Source organism: Enterococcus sp. DIV0421, assembly GCF_051713745.1.
Taxonomy (GTDB): Bacteria; Bacillota; Bacilli; order Lactobacillales; family Enterococcaceae; genus Enterococcus_D; species Enterococcus_D casseliflavus.
Genome location: NZ_JBIOQM010000002.1, coordinates 172877 through 196726, shown reverse-complemented (window position 1 = coordinate 196726; position 23850 = coordinate 172877). Strand labels below are relative to the sequence as shown.

At 41.8% G+C, this 23850-nt stretch carries 23 protein-coding genes; 2 read left to right on the top strand and 21 right to left on the bottom strand.

The annotated features are described in order from the left end of the window. Positions 1-155: 155 nt before the first annotated feature. From IGI96_RS12080 to IGI96_RS12010, 15 genes are all read right to left on the bottom strand, one after another. On the bottom strand, positions 156-563 hold the full coding sequence (locus IGI96_RS12080) for a NusG domain II-containing protein (protein WP_005237322.1): 408 nt from the start codon (positions 561-563) through the stop codon (positions 156-158). A gap of 25 nt (positions 564-588) precedes the next feature. Continuing rightward, on the bottom strand, positions 589-984 hold the full coding sequence (locus IGI96_RS12075; protein ID WP_005225342.1) for a hypothetical protein: 396 nt from the start codon (positions 982-984) through the stop codon (positions 589-591). A gap of 37 nt (positions 985-1021) precedes the next feature. After that, the gene (gene rpmF, locus IGI96_RS12070; protein WP_005225341.1) at positions 1022-1192 is read right to left on the bottom strand and encodes a 50S ribosomal protein L32; all 171 of its coding nucleotides are present in this window, start codon (positions 1190-1192) and stop codon (positions 1022-1024) included. Between the two features lie 29 nt (positions 1193-1221). Further along, on the bottom strand, positions 1222-1356 hold the full coding sequence (locus IGI96_RS12065) for a putative metal homeostasis protein (RefSeq protein ID WP_005237325.1): 135 nt from the start codon (positions 1354-1356) through the stop codon (positions 1222-1224). A 15-nt stretch (positions 1357-1371) separates the two neighbouring features. Then, complete coding sequence (gene rpsN / locus IGI96_RS12060; RefSeq protein ID WP_005225340.1) at positions 1372-1641, bottom strand: 30S ribosomal protein S14; 270 nt, start codon at positions 1639-1641, stop codon at positions 1372-1374. Positions 1642-1657: 16 nt separating this feature from the next. After that, entirely contained in the window at positions 1658-1810 is a 153-nt protein-coding gene (rpmG, locus tag IGI96_RS12055; RefSeq protein ID WP_005225339.1) for a 50S ribosomal protein L33, read from the bottom strand. A gap of 300 nt (positions 1811-2110) precedes the next feature. Further along, positions 2111-4090 carry a S9 family peptidase gene (locus tag IGI96_RS12050; protein WP_016610594.1) on the bottom strand — a complete coding sequence of 660 codons (1980 nt, stop codon included), beginning with the start codon at positions 4088-4090 and terminating at the stop codon, positions 2111-2113. Positions 4091-4180: 90 nt separating this feature from the next. Continuing rightward, positions 4181-5125 (bottom strand): tocopherol cyclase family protein, encoded by a 945-nt coding sequence (locus IGI96_RS12045; RefSeq protein WP_034858240.1) that lies wholly within the window; start codon positions 5123-5125, stop codon positions 4181-4183. A gap of 118 nt (positions 5126-5243) precedes the next feature. Further along, on the bottom strand, positions 5244-6065 hold the full coding sequence (locus IGI96_RS12040; protein WP_438785177.1) for a hypothetical protein: 822 nt from the start codon (positions 6063-6065) through the stop codon (positions 5244-5246). Positions 6066-6071: 6 nt separating this feature from the next. Further along, complete coding sequence (locus IGI96_RS12035) at positions 6072-6389, bottom strand: PadR family transcriptional regulator (protein WP_008377296.1); 318 nt, start codon at positions 6387-6389, stop codon at positions 6072-6074. A 156-nt stretch (positions 6390-6545) separates the two neighbouring features. Next, a complete protein-coding gene (locus IGI96_RS12030) occupies positions 6546-7250 on the bottom strand; it encodes a DeoR/GlpR family DNA-binding transcription regulator (protein ID WP_016610590.1) in 705 nt (234 codons plus the stop codon). A gap of 67 nt (positions 7251-7317) precedes the next feature. Further along, complete coding sequence (locus tag IGI96_RS12025) at positions 7318-8184, bottom strand: ketose-bisphosphate aldolase (RefSeq protein ID WP_086338603.1); 867 nt, start codon at positions 8182-8184, stop codon at positions 7318-7320. Positions 8185-8237: 53 nt separating this feature from the next. Then, positions 8238-9641: a PTS fructose transporter subunit IIC gene (locus tag IGI96_RS12020; protein WP_016610587.1), complete on the bottom strand. Its 1404-nt coding sequence runs from the start codon at positions 9639-9641 to the stop codon at positions 8238-8240. Further along, positions 9638-10120: a PTS sugar transporter subunit IIA gene (locus IGI96_RS12015; RefSeq protein WP_231473535.1), complete on the bottom strand. Its 483-nt coding sequence runs from the start codon at positions 10118-10120 to the stop codon at positions 9638-9640. Before IGI96_RS12015 ends, IGI96_RS12020 begins: the two co-directional genes overlap by 4 nt. 320 nt (positions 10121-10440) lie before the next feature. Next, positions 10441-11478 carry an NADH:flavin oxidoreductase/NADH oxidase gene (locus IGI96_RS12010; RefSeq protein ID WP_016610585.1) on the bottom strand — a complete coding sequence of 346 codons (1038 nt, stop codon included), beginning with the start codon at positions 11476-11478 and terminating at the stop codon, positions 10441-10443. A 263-nt stretch (positions 11479-11741) separates the two neighbouring features. Here IGI96_RS12010 and IGI96_RS12005 point away from each other — a divergent pair, with 263 nt between their 5' ends. Continuing rightward, positions 11742-13880 carry a HelD family protein gene (locus IGI96_RS12005; RefSeq protein WP_438785176.1) on the top strand — a complete coding sequence of 713 codons (2139 nt, stop codon included), beginning with the start codon at positions 11742-11744 and terminating at the stop codon, positions 13878-13880. Between the two features lie 164 nt (positions 13881-14044). Here IGI96_RS12005 and IGI96_RS12000 read toward each other — a convergent pair whose 3' ends face one another. Next, the gene (locus IGI96_RS12000) at positions 14045-15391 is read right to left on the bottom strand and encodes a CHAP domain-containing protein (protein WP_438785175.1); all 1347 of its coding nucleotides are present in this window, start codon (positions 15389-15391) and stop codon (positions 14045-14047) included. 391 nt (positions 15392-15782) lie between these two features. Between IGI96_RS12000 and IGI96_RS11995 the strand changes: the two genes are divergently transcribed. Beyond that, the gene (locus IGI96_RS11995) at positions 15783-17183 is read left to right on the top strand and encodes a metallophosphoesterase (protein ID WP_086338605.1); all 1401 of its coding nucleotides are present in this window, start codon (positions 15783-15785) and stop codon (positions 17181-17183) included. 450 nt (positions 17184-17633) lie between these two features. Here the strand turns inward: IGI96_RS11995 and IGI96_RS11990 are convergent, their stop codons facing one another. From IGI96_RS11990 to IGI96_RS11970, 5 genes are all read right to left on the bottom strand, one after another. After that, positions 17634-17987 carry a nuclear transport factor 2 family protein gene (locus tag IGI96_RS11990; RefSeq protein WP_086338606.1) on the bottom strand — a complete coding sequence of 118 codons (354 nt, stop codon included), beginning with the start codon at positions 17985-17987 and terminating at the stop codon, positions 17634-17636. A 557-nt stretch (positions 17988-18544) separates the two neighbouring features. Then, entirely contained in the window at positions 18545-18745 is a 201-nt protein-coding gene (locus IGI96_RS11985; RefSeq protein ID WP_005225331.1) for a cold-shock protein, read from the bottom strand. Between the two features lie 247 nt (positions 18746-18992). Further along, on the bottom strand, positions 18993-20453 hold the full coding sequence (locus IGI96_RS11980; RefSeq protein ID WP_074536531.1) for a glycoside hydrolase family 1 protein: 1461 nt from the start codon (positions 20451-20453) through the stop codon (positions 18993-18995). A 1-nt stretch (position 20454) separates the two neighbouring features. Next, positions 20455-21897, bottom strand: a complete 1443-nt coding sequence (locus tag IGI96_RS11975) for a glycoside hydrolase family 1 protein (RefSeq protein WP_438785174.1) — start codon at positions 21895-21897, stop codon at positions 20455-20457. Next, positions 21894-23765 carry a beta-glucoside-specific PTS transporter subunit IIABC gene (locus IGI96_RS11970; RefSeq protein ID WP_086338607.1) on the bottom strand — a complete coding sequence of 624 codons (1872 nt, stop codon included), beginning with the start codon at positions 23763-23765 and terminating at the stop codon, positions 21894-21896. Before IGI96_RS11970 ends, IGI96_RS11975 begins: the two co-directional genes overlap by 4 nt. Between the last annotated feature and the right edge of the window lie 85 nt (positions 23766-23850).

The window sequence follows — 23850 nt, the reverse complement described above, 5'->3', positions numbered from 1 at the left end:
TTCTGACGGTTGGAATTCTGCGCTTTTCTTGTATCAAAAACGCTGTTTCTGGCTGACTTACACGTTGGTCGATTGTCGGTTTTGACAGCTTCTTCTGCTCATCCTCATAAAAAAGCCAGCTGAACAGGAATTGTTCAGCTGGCTTCCTTTTTCTGTTAATAAATTAAATAGTCAGAGGCACCGGCTTGCTTGATCTCGATCACCAGCTTATGAGGCAGGCAAATGCTCGTCTGCCCATTGCGATAGATCCAGCTGGTTTTGACAGCAATCTGGTCGGGACTATTGTCTTCACGAACTCGGATCGCGCCATCTTTGATCTCGACGATATTGTACTGACCTTCTGCTGGATAGTAGGTTTTTTCCATCGCATCGATTTCTTCTAAGTTAAAACGGTCAACCTCTTCTCCATTGATCCGCACGATTGCATACCGATCGCCGGTATCACTTTGAGCTTGTGCTTCAAATAGAAAAAGTGGTAAAAAAGAGCCGACAACTAACAGAACAAACAGCAGATAATCATAGGGCTTTAGAAGTTTTAAAAATGGCTGGATCGTCTTTTTCATCACATGTACGCCTTTCATGGTTCATTCACTGTTCCTTTTTAGAAGGTAATCGCTCTTCAAAAAAAGCAGTTAGGTCGATGATCTCTTCCTCTGTGAAGGTTTCTTGCTCCCATTGGGCAAGAATTTGTTCTTGCAAAGCCAAATCCATTTCCCAAAAATGCTCGATCTTCTTGAAATGCTTTGAGTCAAAGGAACGAAACACGGGGTAGATCATCAAAAATTCTTCAAAGGTAAGATCCCAGTCCTCAGTATAATCTTTAACGACCCCTTCTGACAAGGCTTTTTCCGTCGGATCGCCGTTTTCTTTAATCAAGCCTGCTTCGTAAAAATGGCGATAGATTGCCTCTTTGGTGATCTCTGGATGAAATTTTTTACTGTGACGATAGGCTTCTTCAATCAATGACGGATAGATGATCTCCATTTTCCCCCTGCTTTCTGGACGGCGTCATAAGACGGCGTTAATTCTTTTCGATTGGGTGCTGCGCTTTATATTCTGCTAATGATACATGGTGGCTGCGCTTGAAGGTTCCTGTTGTCCCATCAAACGAAATCGCTGGTGCTTTGACGCCATAGTGGGTCCGGCGCTTATTCTTTTTTGCTTTTGATGTTTTTCTTGCAGGTACTGCCATGTCATTTCCAACTTTCTTTCACTTTCTCATTATGCACGCAGCTGCAATGCATTTTTTCGTTTATTTCGCTTAAATTCATGAATGATCTTTAATGCGCGTTTCCTTGTTTTGATGTTCGGGCTCTTTAAACGTCGATACGCACTAGACAAGTCCGTTTTTTCCATATTGACTCCTTTCTGTTACCAGCTTGCTTTTGTAACGCCGGGAATTTCTCCGAGATGTGCATGCTTACGGAAATTGATCCGTGACATGCCGAATTTATTCATGTAGCCGCGCGGACGACCATCGATCATATCCCGTTTCTTCAAACGAGTCGGATTCGAATCCTTCGGTAGTTTGGCCAATGCTTGGGTATCTCCTTGTGCTTTTAGTTCTTGACGTACTGCTCGGTATTGTTCGATGAGTTGTACTTGTTTGTTGTATTTTGCAATTTTTGATTTTTTTGCCATTCAGTTATATTCCTTCCTATTTCTTGATTTCACGAAAAATCGCTCTGCGCCGCAACTTTGGTGAATATTTTTTTAATTCTAAACGTTCCGGCGTATTGCGCTGGTTCTTATTGGTCAAATAAAGTCTTTCCCCTGTCTCCACACATGCCAAAATAATATTGTTTCTCATAATAACCAGCTCCTTTCTCTTGCGTCACACCAAAAGAACACTCAAAGTGTAACGATTACGTTTTGTATCATATCACACTAAAACACAGGAAGCAAGCAAAACTATTTCTTCTTTTTGTTATTTAACACGTGAAGAAAACGTCATATGAATTTGTTTTCAACCGTCGCTGTCATTGGCGGCAAGATATCAGGAACCTATAGCTTTTGATCCCGCAAAAAAATCACCTGATCTTTAAGAAATCACTGGTTGGGCTTTTCAAGCAGCCCAAGTCGTGATTCTTTGTCAGGTGATTTCATTCGGTTAATTTACTGATTGGTTCTCATGTGACGCAAGCCATTCACTAATCGCCTGCAAGCGTTCTATCCGCAGGTTCGGCAAGCCATTGCGTGATAAACCATGAGAGGATTGGGGAAACAGCATCAGCTTCGTATCGACGCCTTGACGTTGCAATGCCATGTAAAACTGCTGTCCTTGTTCTTGCGGACATCGCAAATCATTTTCCCCATGGAGGACTAGCGTAGGTGTCTTGACTTGGCTGGCATAGGCCAAAGGCGACATCTTCCAAAGTCCTTCGGTCTCATCAAGTTCCCGCAACAATTGGAATTTGACAAAGGCAGGTCCAATGTCACTCGTCCCATAAAAGCTGATCCAATTTGAGATCGAGCGTTGCGTAACGGCCGCGCAAAAACGATCGGTATGGCCAATGATCCAGTTGGTCATAAAGCCACCATAACTGCCGCCAGCCACATGGATGGTGTTCGTATCGATTTCTGGATGGTTTGCCATCACGGCATCCACCCCTAACAGCAAGTCTTGATAATCTTTATTGCCATAATCACCTAAAATCGATTTGACAAATGTTTGACCGTATCCTTGCCCGCCACGAGGGTTCAACAAGATGACCCCATAGCCATTAGCGGCATGGACTTGCATCTCCTGGAAAAATGTTTCCCCATAACAGACCTGCGGACCGCCATGAATGTACAAAATCGCTGGATGATTTTCCTTTGTTTCGGTCGGAGGCAAATACCAGCCTTGAATTTGCCAGCCATCTGCTCCTTCGTACCAAAACGCTTCGGGTTTACTGATCGTTAATTGTGACATAACTGCTTGGTTAGGATCATAGAGATCGGTTACTTCGCCACTTGTTAAGTCAATCAACGCTAAGCGACTAGGGATCGTTGGCGTCGCATAAGCAACAGCAAGTTTGGCTTCTGAATAGATCGCCGCATCGAGGATATCCATTTTTTCATCAAGTAGTTTGGTCCATTCTCCTTGGGTCGTGGCACGGTACAATTGTAGCTTGCCATGTTCTGTTACGGGTACAAGGAATGTGTCATCCGTCAACCAGGTGATCGCTACGCCACGATTTTTTTGTTGAAAATCACTGATGATCGCATTGCCAAAGGCAACATCTAACTCCTTGGAAAGATTTTTGACTGCTTTCGTTTTTAAGTCGATCAAAAACAAATCATCCAAGGTCACAAATCCGTAAGAGAGATCATTGCCTAATAGTAACAGCTGATCATTGCGCACAGCAGCAAAAGTGTAGGTTCCTTCTGGCAGGATGTTTTCTAAACTTTCTGTCTTTTTCGTCTGGCTATCAAGGAGACAAACCTTCGAGCCATAGTCCCATTCATCTTCTTCCTCTTTGTCAAAGGTGAGGAACAACGTCTTCTGATCATCCGCGATGCCAGAAAAAACAAAGGGAGAATCATGCTCAAAAATCAGTTCCGTTTCTTGTGTCGCGATCGTTTTTTTGACGATCGAATGTTTTTTTTCTTTTAAAAATCCGACGCCATCCGCCAAATAATTGACTTTCGTAGTAGCTTTTACTTCTGGAAATTCCTTTTGCTTGTCCGTCTTTTCTGTGTCGTCTTGATTCTCTGAGACCGGCTCTTCTTGTGCCAGCTTATAATAGACCGCCGTTGCGTCTTGCTTCCAAAAATAGTCCCCCAGACCCTTCTCAGTGACAAGTGCTTGGGGCTTGCCTCCGGACACTGGCATCGTCCATAACGTACTTTCACCTTTCTTTGGATCGGTCGTCACAAAACTGAGCCTTTGCTCATCTGGCGAGACCTTTAGGTTGTTGTGGGTCGTCGCTTCGGTGCCCCACTCACGCCGTTCGTTGGTCTTTGGGTCAATACTATAAATCGCTGAATCATACGTATTAGTCTCTTGGTTGACTGCCGTTTCCAAGTAAAAAACCTGATTTTGCCCCACTGCAGGCTGCGCAATCGTTTTCAGTTCAAACAGTGTCTCATTCGTTATTTTTTCCATCCGTTTCCCTCCAAAGATACGTGTTTTCGCAGTAACTATCTACTAGTATATCAAAAGAAACGAATTTTTCTGCTTTTTTCCCGCCTTTTTTTAATAGTGAAATCCTCGCAGATTCGCTACTTCTTCAAAACCAGCCGACGTTCCTGTCTGCCGCAAGATCTCCTGCCCATTTTCTAAAAGGGTCAAGGCAATTTCCGTACTGGCGCTTTCGCGAATGATCCGATTCATTTGCCCAATAGAAGGTGCTAACAACGAATGGCCTTCTTTCGTCAACACTTCGATCGTCAGCAGCCACTGTTTTTGTTTGAGATGGATCACTAAACGGTCTTCCGTACGTTTGACATCATGAATCTTTGCACCATGATAAGTAGCAAAACGATATTCTTGGCTGCCGACTTGCAGAACACAAATCGTTCCCAAAAAAGCAAAACCAGCAAAGGGAATGTCGGCTGCGGAGAAAAAGAACCGTACATCTGGTGCATCAAAACTGTTGCACTGAACCCAGATATAAGCTGCTGGAAAGGAGGTACCCCAGTCTTTTTCCAAATAACCGATCCCGTTCGTGAAATCGATTGGTTCTTCGTTCCAGTACAGCGTACCTTCTAAGGTATGACTCATGCTCAAGACACCGTGGTAGCACTCCATAAATGACAGGTACGAAAAAGGCCCCATGATACTCGGCGCATAACGTGTCCGCTGAATCGGTTTGTGGTCGTTATATTTTACTGCTCCTTGTACTTGGAGATCGTTATTTTTTAAAGAAACTTGAATGCCTGCTTCACTAAAGATATTGTCACCAATCGTTACTTTTCGCTCCTCTTCTGAAACCTGAAAATCAGTTTCTGGAAAGGAGAAGTAATGCGCGCCCTCATGATTGATCACTTGAATGAACACTTCTTTGGTACCGTCTTCTTGAATCGAAAGACCAGGAATAAAAGCATAGACTTCTTCACCAATTTGGTGCTTATGGTACCAGCCTTCAAAAAAAGCGGTCTGCTTGTCGTGGCCGTGAAAGAACCGATCTGTTGTCAACATCTTGATTTCCCTCCGTTTCTTTTTTAAGTGTAGCATGAAGCAGAAAGATTCCTCAGGATAATGCTTTTGTCCATGTAAAAAAGCCAGAAACAAGCAACACACTTGTTTCTGGCTTTGCTTATTGCTTTTTCATCACTCGACGGGTCCACCAGAGAAAAATAAGAAACCCTACAACGAGCAGTGTCAAAAGTCCTCCGGTCTCCCCAATGTGATAAAATGCCATGGCTTTTTGTAGGCAACCAAGCAACACAAATACCCCCAGTAGAAAAACGATCGGATAAAAAGCTTTTTCTTTGCGTGATACAACAAAAACGATCGCCGCTACCAGCAAACTGCCAACCAATACTACATCAAAAGGAAATGCGATCGTCAGGAGCCACCAGTTTGGGGTCAGCAGATTGATCAACAGTGAAAGACCAATCCAGCCACTCACAACGAGCCAAAGGGAGCCGAAACGAATCACCTTGCTTGTGTCCTTCTTTTGATAGATGGTTTTGCTGATGATCGCAAAAATCCCGATGACCGCTACCACAGTTACCAATCCTGTTAAAAGATAATCCAGCAGGTTAAGAACCAGTGGTCCTTGATTTGTAAAATCAGCTATAAACTTGATCCCCCAACTGATACCAACCGCTAGATATGCCAATTTGAGACGCTCTTTGAGATTGCTCTTTGGCGTGTTTGCCAACAGTTCATCTGCCACCCCTTTCGGATCATTGCCAAAATAGTGTTGCGCCTCTTCTCCATGAGTTTGTGCTTCTAATAAATCCATTGCAATCGCGTATACCTGCTCTGTGACTTTATGCTCATCGTAAAAAAGGCTGGAAAGTAAGAGGTAGCTTCGAAAATCATCAAAAAATTGGCGATTTTTCTCATTGAATTGTTGCTCGATCAGATTGGTTTGCTCTCGCCAATAGGTCGTCTCTTGTTTATTTGCCATGTTTCCTCACTCCTTAAATAATCCTTCGACTTTCTTCATTAGGTTCGTCCATTGTTCTCTAAATTGTGCCAAATAGTCTATGCCTTTCGGGGTGATCGAGAAATACTTGCGATCAGGTCCTTCAGGTGATTTTTTCATCTCAGAGGTAATAAGTTCTTGTTTTTCCAACTTCTGCAGCAAAGGATAGATCGTGCCGCCAACGATCGTTTCAAAGCCTCTTTGCTTCAGTTCCTGTACCAGTTCATAACCATAAATCTCTTTTTGAGCAATCACTTGCAAAACACACCCTTCCAAAACCCCTTTTAGCAATTGCGTCTCTTTCACGATTTCCCTCCTTTGGTTCCCTTTATCTAGTTTGTTATACAAACTAGTGTTGTACCTAGTATACGTGTTTGTCACTAGTTTGTAAAGCATACTAGTAGTGAAAATAAAAACGGCCTTTTAAATAAGACCGTTTTTGACAAACTCGATGCTTTTTTTCTAGATGACAATATCGATATCCTCGGGTAAGAGGCTCTTGTAAAAATATACTTTATTCCGCTTTGATTCTAAAACCATTAGAATAATTTTTTCGGTGCAGTCTTTCAATACCTGTTTAAATACTGCTTCCCCTTCAGTATTCTCAGTGGCTCCTTTTTCTTCATCGTATCCCCTACAAGAGAGAAGCGCAAGATCAAAATGATAGGTCCTGAGCTGGTTGACTGCTGTAACTGAATTAACGGTAAACTTTTTGTTCGTTACCGTCCCGCCAACGATGGTCACCTCAGCAGCAGTATGTTCCGATAGTAGTGCGGCAGTTAGCACACTATTGGTTACCACTCGTAACCCATGAATTTTTTTCAGGTAAGGGATCAGGTGCAAAGCTGTGCTAGAACTGTCTACGAAAATGGTCATATCGTCCTCAATATACGTCACTGCACGTTCTGCAATTCTGCGTTTTTCTTCATCATTGACATAATTCCCCACTTTTGTCAGATAAGCCGCATCGACCTTCTCTGAATCGATCAGCATAGCACCACCTCGGGTACGTCTGATTTGTTCTTCGTTTTCCAGTTCAATCAGATCGCGTTTGACCGTAGCATCACTATAATGTAAGAATTCAACTAATTCCCCCAGAGAAGCAAATTTCGTTTCATTTAAATACATCATGATTTTCTGCTTACGCTCATCTTTTGCTTTCCCCATACATAAACTCCTTTTAAAAAAGAAATTCCCACCAATTTAATCCTGTGCCAATCAATCATTTCCTATATTATCTCTGATAAAAACTTGCTTTGTCAACCGTATTCAGCAGTGTCAATTTATGGCGTACAACAGTTTTCACATCTTCTATTGGTTGTACATATACTTGATTTGGTTCATACATAGCAGGGGTTTCCGTCAATACTTTTCTGACTGAATCAAAAAATACGGATTTCAAATCAGAACTAAGATTTACTTTGCATACGCCATATTTTACAGACTCTCGCACTTCATGATCTGGGTTTCCTGACCCACCATGCAATACAAATGGTAAAGCAATACGATCGTTCAACTTTTTCAACAAATCGATGTTCAGTTTAGGGATGATATTTTTTGGATACAACCCATGAGCCGTTCCGATCGCAATGGCAAGGGTGTCAATGCCGGTAGCGCGTACAAAGTCTTCGGCTTGGTCGACATCTGTGTAAATAATTTCTGCAGCTCCCCCTTCTGCGGAGCCGTTGTTCCCAATCGTACCAATTTCTGCTTCAACGCTGACACCAACCGTATGTGCCAGTTCAACAACTTCTTTCGTGATTTTTTTATTTTCTTCGTAATCGGCTAATGATGCATCGATCATCACCGAGGTATAGCCATTACGGATCGCACGCATGACATCGTAGATTGATCCCCCGTGATCCAAATGAATAACGACTGGTACCTTACTTTTTAATGCGTACTCCCGCACTGTCGCTATGAAACAATCTCCTAAGTATTCGATCTCATCAGGATGAATTTCTAAAATGACTGGTGCATCCTGTGCCTCAACTTCTTCCATGATTGCTTTTAACATATCAAAACTGCAAATATTAAATGCTGGAACAGCAAATTTATGTTCTTTTGCTACAGCAAGTAATTCTTTCATTGTCATTAACATTGTGACATTCCTCTTTTCTTTTGATTCGTTGCGCTTCAACCTATAAATAGTTTCTAAATCAGTTTTCCTTCATCGGTTGGTTGGCGTTCCATTTCAGTTCTAGATTTTTTCAGAAATCCTAACATCAATGCTGTAACCACCGTTCCAGAAACGATTGCCACGACATACATCAACGGATTGTTCAATACATTGGGAATCGGTAAGATCCAGATACCCCCATGTGGAGCTAATGAAGTTACGCCGGCGCCCATTGATATTGCAGCAGCGGTTGCTGAACCTGCCATCAAACTAGGTATTACTCGTAATGGGTCAGCGACAGCAAATGGAATCGCACCTTCAGTAATATAAGATAATCCCAAAACCCAGCAAGACTGAGCGGAAGTTCGTTCTTCTTGAGTAAATTTTTGCTTAAACAAGATAGAAGCTAAGGCAATGCCTAGAGGCGGTGTCATCCCGGCAGCCATACAAGCCGCAATTGGTGCATTAACTCCTGCCGACATCAAACCAATACTAAAGGTTGAAATCGATTTATTGATGGGACCGCCCATATCAGCTGCCAGCATAATGCCTATCAGTAAGCCGAATACCACACCACTCGTAGAACCAAGTCCATTAAGCCAATTCGTCAAAGCATCCAATACATAAGAGATTGGTTTATCAATGAAATAAAACATGGCAAAGCCAGTCACAGCAACTGAGATCAAAGGAACAATAATCAACTGATAGAGTGCGGCAAATGATTTTGCTACTGTTACTTTATTCGCTAAATAATCCGTAGCATACCCAGCGAGTAAACCACCAACCATCCCACCTAAAAAACCAGATCCTCCACTTGCCGCCATCGTTCCCGCAACCAAACCAGCGGCAAAGCCCGGTCTACCTGCAATGGAAGTGGCAATTCCTGCTGCAAGTGCAGGAACCATCAATGCAAAAGCCGTATTCCCACCAATCGTGCTTAAAACTTCGGCAATTTGATTGTATGAAGGATCGCTAGGATCAGCTGCATTGATCCCAAAAGCAAAACTAAACGCAATTAAAATTCCACCGGCGATAACCAAAGGCAACATGTAATTAACGCCATTCATGAAATGATTATAAATGCCAGCTTTCTTTCCAGATTCGTTTGAAGCATGCTCGGCTTGGGCAATCGTGGTCACTTCTACCCCATCTATTGCCTCTTGAATTACTTTTTCTGGTTCTCTGATTGCTCTTGCGGTTGACACTCTTTTAACTTTTTTTCCAGCAAATCGGTCGGTCTGTACTTCTTTGTCAACCGCTAAAATGACAACCTCTGCCTGTTGAATTTCTTCTGTACTCAAAATGTTTTCGACTTTTACACCTTGTGTCTCGATTTTGATTGTATATCCCAATGATTTTGCCGTTTTTTCCAGTTTTTCAGCAGCCATATACGTATGCGCAATTCCAGTCGGACAAGCAGAAATACCGACAATTTTCATACAGGTTCCCTCTTTTCTGATTGATTTGATTGAATATTGTTAATAATATCTGAGGCGTCTTCTGCCTTTTTTACTGCATTTCGAAATCCTTCGTGCATCAACAATCGTGCGAGATTGCTTAAGATGATTAAATGATCGTCAGTACTCTTTTCAGGTACTGCGATGACAAAAGAATAGGTGACTGCCGTTCCGTCAATTGCTTGATAATCAGTAATTGGACTCGACTTTACGAAGGCGATTGCGGGTCTTAGCACTGCCTTACTTTTTGCATGAGGAATACCAAAATGATCCTCAATCCCAGTAGAGGTTTGTTTCTCGCGACGAAATAAATCGTTTTTGTACTTCTTTATATTACTGATAACTCCTGAGGACTCGAATAAAACAGATGCTTGAGTAAACAATTCTTCTTTTGTCCGAATTTGTTCATCAAATAAAATGAATCGTTCATCAATCAGTTGACCGATATCCAATTTCAACACCTCCATTTTTTGTAATCGTTTTCGAAAACTTGCCTAAACTATACCATCGTGAACTAAACAGTTCAATGCTATGAGCTATTTAATGCAAATAGACGAAAAAAAGTGGGATAAGTTCATAAAAATGATCTATAAAAGTCAAAAAAAAGAACAAAGAACGACAAATCATCGTCCATTGCTCTCTTATTTCGATTAATACCTAACCTATACTAAAAAATTTTTTAAAAGAAGAACCGTAAGTAAATCTCTACTTTTCTTCCATTTCCGATATCTACACTTACAAGTCATTCTTTCGAATCAACGCTCATGTAATAAAACATGAATCAACGCTTCCCCCCGCGTTGATAGGAATCATTGTACGCTTGAAAGGACTTATCGTGAAGTTTCGCCGCTGCATCTGCCAACCAGTTGACATTTCTGATCAATGCGCGGCCTTGTAAAACCAAATCCACTTGATTGGTTTGCAAAAGATATTCGCAAAGATCAGGATTATCCAATAAACCGACTGCTGTTACGGGAATATCGACCACTTGCTTGATAGCTGCAGCAAAGGGCACTTGGTAGCCATCATAGATCGGAATATTAGGCTTTTTATCCACCACACCGCCTGTGGAACAGTCAAGACAATCAATGCCATCTGCTTGAAGCCATTGGGCTACTTGCTGCCAATCTTCCAACGAATTTTGGCGTCCTGGTTCTTCATAGTCTGTCAGTGACAAGCGCATCCACAAGGACCCAGAAAAGACTGCTCGAACTGCTTGTACCGTTTCTTTTACAAAGCGATACCGATTCTCTAAGGAACCACCATACAGGTCGGTTCGTTGATTGACGAGAGGCGAAAGAAATTGATCCATCAAGTAGCCATGAGCCCCATGAAGTTCGATCATCGTGACACCCGCTTTGGCTGCTCGTTGGGCAGCCTGAACAAAACTATCTTGCACCCGTTTGATTTCCGACAGGGTCATTTCTGACGGTAACGGGTAGCGTTCGTTAAAGGCAACGGTACTTGGTGCCAAAGGATTGGTGGCATCAACTGCTTTTCGTCCTGCATGGCTTAGTTGGATGCCTACTTGCGCATCGAACCCATGCAGCAGTTCCACCAATTTCGTCAGCTCTGTTTGCTGCTCTTCATTCCATAACCCTAGATCATTGTTTGTGATTCGTCCGTCTGGTTCAACGGCAGTCGCTTCAATAATGATCAAGCCGACTTTGCTTAATGCTCGTGCCCCGTAGTGAACAAAATGAAAGGGTTCCGCAACACCGTCTTCTTTTTTTACTTCATACATACACATCGGCGACATAACGACGCGGTTGGCCAATGCTAAATTCGCTAGCTTCACTGGTGACAATAATTTGGACATGCTGACACTCCCTCAACGATTCTTCGCTTTGTATTTTTCTCTATATTCAGTATAAACAGCCCCTTCAAAAACACAAGCAATGACCCTTTTTCTCATTTTTAAAACAAAAAAATAGACGCATTCTGCTTGCTCCCATGACATTGGAACAATCAGCTGCCTCTTCCCACTATTATTATACCGCATCCAGAGTCAAAAAAATAGACTAGTATTTTTGGTGGATGCTCGTATAATTGAGATACTTTGGAGAATGGATGTGAGTCTGAATGAACGACCTAAAGGCTGAAAAGAAGCATCTCGCAGACACGTACCAGCAATTGCTGACGCGAAAGACAGGGCTGAGCAGTTTCTTGACTGAAGGCAGAAAAAAAGATCGCCTTGCGATGCAAAGCATCGGCGAAGAGATTCGCTTAAACTTTGATAATTTTGCTGACCGTTTAGATACTTTTGCTGCCATCGAAAGTAAGAACCGTGAGATCGACCAAATGAACGCCGCTCTTCAATCTGCTGAACGTGAATTAGCTGCCATCGACCGTCTACTGGATAGTCCCTACTTTGGTAAAATCTCCCTACAGTTTGAAGATGAGAAAACAATAGAAGATTTTTACATTGGGATCAATGGTTTTGTTAATGAAAATAAGGAAGGGCTGATCTATGATTGGCGCTCCCCAATTGCCGAATTGTTCTATGCCAAACGCTTGGGCCCAGTCTCTTATCAAGTGAACAATCAGACGATTTCTGCCGCTCTTGAACATCGCCGACAATTTATTATCGAAAAAGATCAATTGAAGCAAGCCTTCGATACCTCAGTCGCGATTCAAGATGAAGTGTTACTGGCAGCCCTTGAGGCCAATAATAGCAAAAAAATGCAAGACATCACTGCTTCGATCCAACACGAACAAAACGTCATCATCCGTGACTTAGCGCATAAAAACCTACTGGTCAACGGTGTTGCTGGAAGCGGAAAAACGTCTGCTGTCATGCAACGGATCGCCTTTTTGCTGTACCATTTTCGTGAAGAGATGACCGCAGAGAATGTCTTGATCCTCTCCCCGAACTCTCGGTTTATTGATTATATTTCGCAAGTGCTGCCTTCCCTCGGTGAAAAAAATCCATTGACGTTGACCATGCGGCAGTTTTGCCAAGCATTTCCTAGTGTTGACTTAGAATCGGAAGAGGCGTATTTTGACCGCATCCAGCAAACACCCAGTGAAGCAATCGACCTTTTGCGCAGTGCTGACTTCAGCCGCTTTCTTCAATCCTTGAGCAAACAGCTGCCAGAAGAACTTGTGCTTCAGTTTAAACCAATCAAAAGAAAAAACGTCGTCCTTTTTTCTGAAGAAACGATCGACACTTTCTTCCAAGAGACACCGAAACAGGCATCCTTGCGCGATCGCATCCAAGCAGTCAAAAAGAAATTGGCTTACGCTTGGGAGGAACGACTGCAAAAAAATGCCTTAGCAACAAATGTTCACGACCAAGTTCGTTCTTTGACTGAAGACGAACAGCGCTCCCTATTAGGGACAGTTTTAAAGGATGATTCAGAAAAAACAATTCAGAAAGCAGCCATTCGCCTCCTGAAGAAAAAATACGCAACGGTTTCCAAACAAATCAAAGACCTTACTTGGTTTGATACGAAACGATTGTTAGCAGACAGTGCCGACTATTTTACTCACGGACAGATCACTTTGACGCAAACAACAGATAGTTTGGATTATACCGTTTGTCTATTGCTGATTCGTCATTTGCTCGCCGAAAAACAACCTGTCCCTGCGTTACGCTATCTGTTTATCGATGAAGTCCAAGATTATACGCCAGCACAAATTCAGTTTCTATTATGTCTTTTTCCTATGACCGCTTTTACCCTCGTGGGGGATCAGCAACAGGCGATCTTTACAAGTGCCATCACCGTATCAGAAATCCAAACGTTATTTCAACAACAGGCGAAATTCCTCGAAACGTATCAGCTGACTACGAGTTATCGTTCTAGCGGTGCAATCACGCGGTTATTTGCCCAAATGCTCCCAAAAAAAACCAATTTAAACATCTCTGCCGTTCGACCAGAAGGAAAGTTGCCACAGTTTTATGCCAATCTGCCTGACGTTGCGTTAGTAGACATAGTAAAGGAACTTAAGCAACCAGTAACGATCATCACCAAAGATAGTCGATCCAGTGAGGAGCTCAAACAGTTCTTCGATAAACAGGCCGTGTCATTTCATGGAACGGTTTTACCGATTCATCTTGCCAAAGGATTGGAATTTAAGCAGGTCCTCTTATATGATGTCTCAGAAGAAAATTATCATACCGATCAAGACCGGCGAATTCTCTACACGGCGATTTCTCGTGCAATGGAAGAACTGGTGGTAACTTCAAAAGGAACCTTTTCGCCGTTTCTCACTCCTTGAATAGTAAAACGAGAAACCTCCTACTTTCTATAGAATCTTGATGAGATTTGAGAGAACCCTGTCTTGCCTCTCTGAGTAGTTCTCTTATCTGATTGATTTAGAAAGCTATCGATCAAATAAAAAAGCATCAACGCGATTGCGTTGATGCTTTGCTTTTGAATTGATTAGCGATGGATGTAAGTATATCCAGATGCGTTCATCGTAGCTCTATTTGGTCCACCAGGACTGTCAAAGCCCATTCCGCCTTGAGAGATTGTGATGGTATTGTTTGATGGGTTGTATGATTCAACATAAGCAACGTGTCCATAAACTGGATCAGCAGTCCATTCGCCACCAACTGATTGACCAGCGGCAAAGACTACAACGGCACCGGCTGCTGGTGTACCATTGACAGTGTACCCATCAGCTGCAGCTGACGCACCCCATTGTGCTCCGTTACCCCAGTAAGTACCTACCCATGGTGCAACACTTTTCACGTACCAAGTACATTGACCCCAAGCATACATGTTACCTGAGCTTGAATGATCTTTTCCGCCGCCAGTAGAAATACTTCCGGTAGAATTATTGTTTGATGAAGAGTTTGAGTCTGAGTTACTTGAGCTTGAATTGCTTGAACCAGTGTTTGAAGAGCCTGCGTTCGATGAACTTGAGCTGTTAGAACTGCTGGTATTGCTTGAGCTTGTGTTGCTTGAAGAACTACTTGTTGCTGTTTCAGTAGAAGCTGTTGTATTCTCTGTCGTGCTTTCAGTTGATTGAGCAGCAGCTTGTCTTTCTTCTTCTGCTTTTTGAGCAGCAGCAGCTTCTTGTTGTTCTTTCAAGATACGGGCTTTTTCAGCTTCCGCTTCTTGTTTTTTCTTGTTCAATGCATCTTTGTCTTTTTCAGCAGTCGCTTGTTCTGCTGCTAAGTTTGCTTTCAAGACATTTAAATCAGCTTGTTTTGCTGCGATGGCATCTCTTTGTTGGCTAAGTTCTGCTTGGTTCGCAGCAACTTCTTGGATTTTGCTTTCGTTTTCTTTGACTTTGTCTTCAACATCTTGTTTGTCTTGTTTTTGTTGTTCAACTAAATCATTGTTTGCATTGACAATCGTTGTCATCGCTTGTACGCGACCGATAACATCCGTTAAAGAATCTGCTTCTAAAACAGCATCAATGAAATTGGTGCTTTGACCGTTAACTTGTACATCACGGGCTTGCTTTTGGATTGCTTCTTCACGTTTGGCAATACGCAATTTCAATGTTGCGATTTTGTCTTGCAATTTCTCAGCTTCTTGACCTAACTCAACTTGTTTCGCTTCTAATGAAGCAACTTTTGCACTCACTGTTTCAATTTCTGCTTCTAGAGAATCGATTTGTGATTGGGCGTCAGCTTGCTGACCTTTAAGAGAATTGATTTTTTGGTCTTGCTGCTCGATTTGATCATCAATGGAATCTGCAAATGCTAATGCAGGTGCTGCAACTGCTGTTAATGTTAGTGAACACACCATTAATGCTGATAACAAACTATTCTTCACTCGTTTTTCCTCCGACTAGCTGGTTGATTTGACAGATGAACTGCCTTTATAAAAACTTAATTTTGTCTAAGAAAGTTTAATGTTCGATTTAACGACAAATGAATTCTACCATAATGATATGACACACAGATAAAGGAAATGTTACAAAAATGTTTCAATCTAACACTCCCTTTATCTCAACGATAAATAACAGGACAATTAAAGACCGTTAAATCAACGTTTCTGAATAAATTACCGCGTTTTCTTTTCATTTTCATCATCAAAACTAAAATCAATTCATGTTATCTTTATCGAAAATAAAGCTAATTCGTCAGGGTTTAAAGCTTGATCACACTTTTTTTAATAAAAAAAACTATGAAAACAAGAAATCATTCAAAAAAAGACCATTTATGTGACAAGATCCCTATTCCTTTCTATAATAAATAAAACAAGCGAGGAGGGAATCGCGATTCGTACACACAAAAAATGGTTTTGGCCATTGGCACTACTTACACTTTTTGTCACCTGTTTCCTGTTATTCTTTCAATTTCGTAAGGTGCATGAAGCCGATACTCCATTGCAACAGGCGAGCAACAGTGAGTTTTGGCTCTTAAGTGATATTCATTTTCTTTCCTCCACGCTCCATGATAACGGCGCAGCCTTTCAGACCTTCACAAAGGGAGCTGCTGGCAAAGAGATGACGTATCAAGAACAATCGATCGAGGCCTTCACCGCTCAAGCCTTAAAAGAGAAACCCACGGGAATTATTTTGACCGGTGATATGACGCTCAATGGCGAGAAAGCAAGTGCTCAAGAGTTGGCAAGATTGCTTGAACCATTGCAAGAAGCTGACATTATGGTTTTAGCATTACCTGGCAACCACGAGATTTACAATGGTTGGGCGCGAGCATTTAAAGGTGAAAAGGAATACTACGCAGATCAAATCAGTCCTGAGGATTTTCAAACGATTTTTGCTGAAGGTTACGAAAAAGCCAACAGTATCGACAAGTCTTCCCTTAGCTACAGCATTCAGTTAAACGACAAGTATCGTCTCTTTTTGCTCGATTCATGTATCTACGATTCTGAGGTTAATTGGGATGACCCTACTACGAATGGTGAGTTGAAACCGGCTACTCTAACTTGGTTGGAGGAGCAATTAACCCTGACGAAAGAAGCGGAGCAAGTACCACTGGTCTTTTTGCACCATAACTTGTTTGGTCATAATGAACTCTTACAAGACGGTTATGTTCTCGACAACGCCTCTGAGACTGTCGCTTTGTTGGAACGCTTCAACGTGCCAGCCGTTTTCTCTGGTCATATCCACATTCAAGACATTAACGAAGGGAATGATTCGCTTTATGAAGCAGTCACTGGGTCTTATTCAACAGCAGAATTAGGCTACGGCGTCCTTTCTCTTTCTGACAAGGAAATCAACTATGAAGCTCGGCAGATTGATCTCGATGCTTGGGCGGCTGAAACGAAGCAAACTGATGAACAGTTGCTGAACTATCAAAACTACCAGAAAAGTATTTTTGAAAAAGACACCGACCAACTGGTCCGTGACCAATTGTCCGCAGTGTCTGAACTGTCAGATGCCCAGATGACAAAACTTTGCACGTTTGTCACGAAGTTGAACACTGCCCTTTTTACTGGCAATGATACTTACTCAGCCGAAGAAAAAGCTGCCATCAAAGACTCCGAGGAGTATCAGTGGTTAGCGACCTATTCTTACTTTTTGAAGCAATATGTCGATTCAATGCTGGACGATCAAACCGATGATCGCAAGCTGACGATCCCCCTCACAGCAGAATAAAGCTAAAAAGTGTCTTCTTCCTTTCTTTTAGGAAAAAGACACTTTTTCTTTTCTAATGAACGATAGCCCTCTCGTTTGGGTAAACGAGAAGGCTATCTGACGAGTCAATATTTATTCTTTGAAAGTGCAGCATACTATTACTACTATTATTTATTTCTCATTTAAACGATACAATCCCTAACCTCTATTGTATCCTTGTAACTCTGAAGTTACGCCAGGTTTGAATAAATTTCTTCAAAACAAGTAACGTGTGGTACAAAAATATTTGTCGCTTATCAATAACTATACCACGCAACAAGGCGCCGACGGAAGTAAACTAGCTTATTCTTAATCATTACTTAAACAAAAGGTATTGTTTTCAAACAGTGTTGCTCCTTTAAGAATTCTACGTGAAGCGATCAACCTTCCTGTCATGCATATCTGCTAACCATTCCTATAAGGGAATTCCTTTTATTCAATAGGCAAGTCGTGCTGTTTTAAGAAAGATAATTTATCCCAGTAGCCTCTTTGAAATAAAATTTTATCATTTACTATTTGAAAAAAACCGCAGCCTCTCAAACCTAAGGGGTCACGCCACTCTAAAATTGCCCATTGTCCATCTTCGAAAATGTTCTCAACGATACAAACCATGTTTGCGTTAGAAAAATCTTGCTCAAACATCTGCTTGATCGCTTCTTTCCCAACAACTGGCTCATTGGCAACCTGGTGGTTTATTGCATTCTCATCATATAATTCTGAAATACATCCTACATCTGCCTGATTAAACGCATCAACCCATTGGCAAAGTATTTCTTTTGGCTTCATATAAATCCCCCTCGAAATGTAATCATCTTTGTTCCAATCGCAATAAAAAAAGCAGCTAATTTGTACCAATATATTCTACTTTTACAATTCATTCAAGACAATATCGATGAAACGAATAAGAAATATCGATCTTTCACATCGATTACTCTTGTATAAGTACGGGGTACCATATATTGAATCGTAGCATGTTTTGCTTTACCTGTTTCTTTATTCCATTCACATGAGTCATGCCATTTGAATCACTAGTAATCATTGCTTTTAATGGTAGCAACGCCACTAAACCTATTCAACCACTTTATTAATTTATTGAATACGGTATACAGCCCCTCTTTCTTTTTATACGCTTATCATCGAATGAGAAATCATAGGTAAGTAAACCGCGACGCTTAGGGCTAGTTGAATAGTGAAATCAAAGATGTACTATTTACCATGTCAGGTCCTCAAAACCTGCAACTATTCTCTTGTAGCAGATCATCAACACCCGATCCATTTCAATATTTATATAAAATAAAACAAAAAAAGCGAGAACCCAATGGATTCTCGCTTGTTAACGTCAATTAACCTTTAACGATGTTTGTTGCTTGTAAGCCACGTTGGCCTTCTTCAACGTCGAAAGTCACTGCTTGACCTTCTTCTAAAGTTTTGAAGCCGTCGCCTTGGATAGCTGAGAAGTGAGCAAATACATCATTGCCGTCTTCACCTGTAATAAATCCAAAACCTTTATCTGCATTAAACCATTTTACTGTACCGTTATTCATAAACGTATACCTCCATATTACACATCGACTGTGTTTATTTGTTTGTAATAGAAAATGATGTGTAATTGAAGTGTGTATCAATAGAAAAGATAAACAAGTATTAACATATCAGAACTTTACCTATTCATCATAGCATGGTTAAAATAAAATAGCAAATAAAGTTGGCTTTTTTTCTTGATAAAAAGCTAAATTGTTAAGAAACCTTATGATTAAGCCTAGCAATTGCTTTATCTGGAAGAATCAAAAATCAAAGAGTTGCGCCGTTTGAAGCAATTACTTTTTTGTACCAATCAAATGACGCTTTCTTGATGCGTTTCTTTGTGCCATTGCCTTCATCGTCTTGGTCAACATAGATAAAGCCATAACGTTTCGACATTTGTGAGGTTGAGGCACTAATGATATCGATACAGCCCCATGCCGTATAGCCAAAGACCTCGACGCCATCATGCAACGCTTCATTGATTTGTTCAATATGCTGACGCAGATAGTCGATTCGATAAAAATCATCGATGGTGCCATCTTCGTTTACGACATCTTCTGCTCCCAAACCGTTTTCGGCAATAAACAAAGGTTTTTGGTAGCGGTCATAGAGTTGATTCAATGCTGTTCGCAACCCTTTGGGATCGATCTGCCAGCCCCATTTACTGCTTGGCAAATAGGGATTTTTAATCCCACCAGTGATCAGATTCCCAACAGCACTTTCCAATCGTTCTGGATGTGCGCTGACTGCACTGGACATATAGTAACTAAAGGAAACAAAATCAACCGGGTTTTCTCGGATGACTTCTAAGTCTCCTGGTTCGATCACCAATTCCACTCCTTTTTCTTCAAACATGCGGTTGGCATATGCTGGATAATAGCCTCTTGCCTGCACATCACTGAAAAAGAGTGAGGTACGTTGACTTTCAACTGTTTTTTGGACATCGTCTGGATCACAGCTGTACGGCGTTAATAATTGATAGCTGATCATGCAGCCGACCTTGGCATCGGGAATCAATCGATGGCAATAGTCAGTCACGATTGCGCTGGCGACAAATTGATGGTGCGCCCCTTGGTACTTGTCTTGTTCAATATTAGGATGACCTTCTTCAATGATCCCGACACTAACATATGGATGGTGTTTGACACAATTGATTTCATTAAAAGTCACCCAGTATTTGACTTTCTTTTGGTATCGCTCAATCACCGTCTTGGCAAAACGGACGTAAAAGTCGATCACTTGCCGGTTTGGCCATCCTCCATACTCAGTCACTAAATACAAAGGCATCTCATAATGGGATAGTGATACCACTGGTTCGATCCCATACTTCAAACACTCATCAAAGACTGCGTCGTAAAATGCCAATCCAGCTTCGTTTGGCTCTACCTCATCCCCCTTTGGAAAGATCCGTGTCCAGGCAATTGACATCCGATAGGCTTTGAAGCCCATCTCAGCAAATAAACGAATATCTTCTTTAAAGTGATGATAAAAATCGATTCCCTGTCTTTTCGGATAGTATTTCGTGCTGTTTGGATCCTGTGCTTCTGCAACTTGCTGATGAGTCATCATATGCCATTGGTCAGTCCATCGTTCTTTCGGCATTGAGGAATCGAATAGATAGACATCAGAAACCGACAAGCCTTTTCCATCGATTCCAGAACCTCCTTCAACTTGGTTGGCAGCTGTTGCTCCTCCCCAGAGGAAATCTTTTGGAAAATAACTTTTCATTTTACTTGCCGCCTTTCAAAAATGATTCGTACGCCAACGCTTCCCCATTCGTGGCGATCACTTGCTGATAATACGCAAAACTAGCTTTTTTCTTGCGGGAAAGATCTCCGCTACCATCATTTTGCTTATCAACATAGATAAAGCCGTATCGTTTTTCCATCTCTCCTGTCCCCGCAGAAACGATATCGATCGGTCCCCACCATGTATAGCCTAGAATCGTTGCGCCATCTTTGATCGATTCCGCCATTGCTTCTACATGGTCTTTCAAATAGGCCATCCGTTCTTCATCGACGATCGATCCATCTTCATTGACAACATCCTTTAAACCAATTCCATTTTCAACGATAAATAATGGTTTTTGATAGCGATCAGTCAATTCGCTGCAAACATAGCGTAATGCCAGCGGATCGATCGGCCATCCCCAAGCAGTTTCTTTTAGGTAAGGATTCTTTTTCCCTAGTAATCCGCCAGTATTGCCTAAAATTTTCATGCCTGCTTCATGCAATGAGCTGCGGTAAAAACTAAAGCCTAAATAATCGCAGGTCCCCGCTTTAATGATCGCTAGATCTTCTTCTGTAATGTCCAGCAACAGATGATTATCCTTCACGATGCGGTCGAAGTATTCCGGATAGGCTCCTCGCAATTGCACATCACTATAGAACAAGGAACGACGGCGCAGTTGATACGATTCAAAAACATCTTGCGGGTTGCACGTTGCAGGGTAAATCGGACTCAGTGACAGCATACAGCCAATCTGATTGTTTTCATCTACTGCCTTCCCATTCAGAACTGCTTTGGCACTTGCAACAAACATATTATGACTTGCTTGATAAAGTGCCTGTAATTTTTCTTCTTCAGTCTCGAAAGAAAACACATCGATACCTGCTGCGAGTAACGGGATCGTATGGGTATGGTTGATTTCATTGAAAGTCATCCAATATTTCACTTTCCCTTTGTAGCGTGCAAAAACCACTTTTGTATACCGATCAAAAAAATCGATCAGTGCACGATTTTGCCAACCACCATATTTCGTCACCAAATGCAGTGGCATCTCAAAATGAGCTAATGTAACAACTGGTTGGATCCCTTTTTCATTCAAGGCATCAAATAAATCATCATAAAATTGTAAACCTGCTTCATTGGGTTCCGTCTCATCCCCATTCGGAAAAATGCGACTCCAAGCAATTGAGGTACGCAAACACTTCAAGCCCATTTCCGCAAACAGTTCAATGTCTTCTGGGTACCGATGATAAAAGTCGATGGCTTCATGGCTCGGATAAAAGTTATCCTCTTCAAGCTGCAGTGAAACTTGCTCAATACGTTTTTCACCAACTGGTAAAATATCCGCTACACTTAATCCTTTTCCTCCTTCCAAATAAGCTCCTTCGGCTTGATTTGCGGCGATTGCGCCGCCCCATAGGAAATTTTTTGGAAATACACTCATGAAATCGCTCCTTTTAATAAATCATTTGCTACCAAAGCGGTAACGTCTTTTTTCGCTTGATCCACAACTGTCAATGCATCTTCTTTGATCACACTGGTAAAGACCAGCATGGTTGTCGGATCATATCCTTTTTCAATAATTTTTGCTAAGTCAAAGGTGCCAATTTTTTGCCCCTTCACGACTTGATCCCCTTGTTTCACCGAAATCTCAAACACGCCTTTTGCTAAATCAACCGTGTCTAAGCCGATATGAACCAACACTTCCGTCCCAGCAGCTGATTGGATCCCAAAAGCATGTCCAGTTGGAAAAACTGTCACAACCGTACCAGTAAGTGGCGCATAAATATCGCCGGCTGATGGATAAACGGCTAATCCATCCCCCATTGCTCGAGAAGAAAATACTTCATCTTTGACATCATCAAGCGTGATCGCTTCACCAGCAACTGGTGTCATCACTTGCAGCCCTGCACCTTCTTCTAAAACAGGTTCTAGCGTCTCTTCAAATCCTAATACATAGGTCAAAATAGCAGTACCGAAGAACGCAAAGGCAATGCCGATCAAATAGTACACAAAGGTGTCCCCAAAGAAAGCTGGCAATGTCGTCAATGCTGGGAAAACATAGACGATGGCCTTGGTTTGCATCATTCCCATAAACGCACCAGCAAGGGCACCAACGATGGTTTGAGCAATCAACGGCTTTTTAAATTTTACCGAAAGTCCATAGACGATTGGCTCTGTAATTCCTCCAAGCAATGCTGGAAGCAAAGAAGATAGCGCCAGGCCTTTGGTTTCTTTTCTGCGAGAGCGTAAAAACACACCTAAAGCAACCCCAGCACTCGCAAATGTTGCTGCTGCGATCATCGGGCGCAGCGTATCATAGCCATATACCGCTAGGTTATTGACCATGATCGGTACAACTCCCCAATGGATCCCGATCATTACTAAGAATGTCCAACCGCCACCGATCAACAAGCCAGCCAACAGCCCACTCTTATCGCTGATAAAGTTCATGGCATTGCCTAAACCGTCCCCAAGCATTACACCGACCGGTCCAATGATCAAAACGGTCAAAGGCACCATGATCAAAAGAGCCACTAGTGATAGAGCAAAAATCTCGATACTCTTAGGAATGATCCGTTTAAGTAGTCGTTCCAAGTGCGAGTAGATATAGATCGAAACGATCGCTGGAATCACGGTACCCGAATACCCCATCAACACAGCTGGGATGCCAAAGAAATCGACCGTCACACCGTTTTCCGTCACCATTGCTGTAAAATTCGGCTCCAGCAACGCCCCAACGATTGCTAAAGCAATAAACATATTGACTTTGAAAATCCGCGCTGCACTGATCGCTAAAAATAAAGGCAAGAAATAAAAGACACTATTGCCAGCAGCAGCTAATATTTTATAGGTGCTTCCTTCCGCATCCATCAAATGATAGGTTGTAAAAACAACTAGCAAAGCTTTCAACATCCCTGCCCCTGCAAGAGCAACAATGATTGGATTAAAGATCGCAGACAATACATTGAAGAATCGGATAAATACATTGCCTTGTTTTTCTGTTGATTCTTCGGCATCCCCATCACTTTCCAAAGCATTTTGGATCGAATACTTGCTCATGATCGTTTGAAAAACATCTGCTACATGATTACCGATCACGACTTGAAACTGGCCATTTCCTTCAATGACAGACAATACCCCATCAAGCTGCTGAATCTTATCCTTATTTTTTCGTGCCAACTCGACATCTTTCAACTTAAAACGCAATCTAGTGATGCAATGATACAGGCTAACGATATTTTGTTCCCCACCGACCTGTGCTATAATTTCACTAGCAAGTTTTGAATAATCTTTTGCCAAATGACTCACTCCCGTGTTTGATTTATAAAGCGCTTTATGGCGTTACTATAGCAGATTTTTTTCTCTCACCTGCGAAAGTTCGCAATTTGGAAAC

Coding starts and splice junctions, on each gene's coding strand:
- IGI96_RS12080 (WP_005237322.1), bottom strand. CDS start 563: ATGAAAAAGACGATCCAGCCATTTTTAAAACTTCTAAAGCCCTATGAT.
- IGI96_RS12075 (WP_005225342.1), bottom strand. CDS start 984: ATGGAGATCATCTATCCGTCATTGATTGAAGAAGCCTATCGTCACAGT.
- rpmF (WP_005225341.1), bottom strand. CDS start 1,192: ATGGCAGTACCTGCAAGAAAAACATCAAAAGCAAAAAAGAATAAGCGC.
- IGI96_RS12065 (WP_005237325.1), bottom strand. CDS start 1,356: ATGGAAAAAACGGACTTGTCTAGTGCGTATCGACGTTTAAAGAGCCCG.
- rpsN (WP_005225340.1), bottom strand. CDS start 1,641: ATGGCAAAAAAATCAAAAATTGCAAAATACAACAAACAAGTACAACTC.
- rpmG (WP_005225339.1), bottom strand. CDS start 1,810: ATGAGAAACAATATTATTTTGGCATGTGTGGAGACAGGGGAAAGACTT.
- IGI96_RS12050 (WP_016610594.1), bottom strand. CDS start 4,090: ATGGAAAAAATAACGAATGAGACACTGTTTGAACTGAAAACGATTGCG.
- IGI96_RS12045 (WP_034858240.1), bottom strand. CDS start 5,125: ATGTTGACAACAGATCGGTTCTTTCACGGCCACGACAAGCAGACCGCT.
- IGI96_RS12040 (WP_438785177.1), bottom strand. CDS start 6,065: ATGGCAAATAAACAAGAGACGACCTATTGGCGAGAGCAAACCAATCTG.
- IGI96_RS12030 (WP_016610590.1), bottom strand. CDS start 7,250: ATGGGGAAAGCAAAAGATGAGCGTAAGCAGAAAATCATGATGTATTTA.
- IGI96_RS12025 (WP_086338603.1), bottom strand. CDS start 8,184: ATGTTAATGACAATGAAAGAATTACTTGCTGTAGCAAAAGAACATAAA.
- IGI96_RS12020 (WP_016610587.1), bottom strand. CDS start 9,641: ATGAAAATTGTCGGTATTTCTGCTTGTCCGACTGGAATTGCGCATACG.
- IGI96_RS12010 (WP_016610585.1), bottom strand. CDS start 11,478: ATGTCCAAATTATTGTCACCAGTGAAGCTAGCGAATTTAGCATTGGCC.
- IGI96_RS12005 (WP_438785176.1), top strand. CDS start 11,742: ATGAACGACCTAAAGGCTGAAAAGAAGCATCTCGCAGACACGTACCAG.
- IGI96_RS11990 (WP_086338606.1), bottom strand. CDS start 17,987: ATGAAGCCAAAAGAAATACTTTGCCAATGGGTTGATGCGTTTAATCAG.
- IGI96_RS11985 (WP_005225331.1), bottom strand. CDS start 18,745: ATGAATAACGGTACAGTAAAATGGTTTAATGCAGATAAAGGTTTTGGA.
- IGI96_RS11980 (WP_074536531.1), bottom strand. CDS start 20,453: ATGAAAAGTTATTTTCCAAAAGATTTCCTCTGGGGAGGAGCAACAGCT.
- IGI96_RS11975 (WP_438785174.1), bottom strand. CDS start 21,897: ATGAGTGTATTTCCAAAAAATTTCCTATGGGGCGGCGCAATCGCCGCA.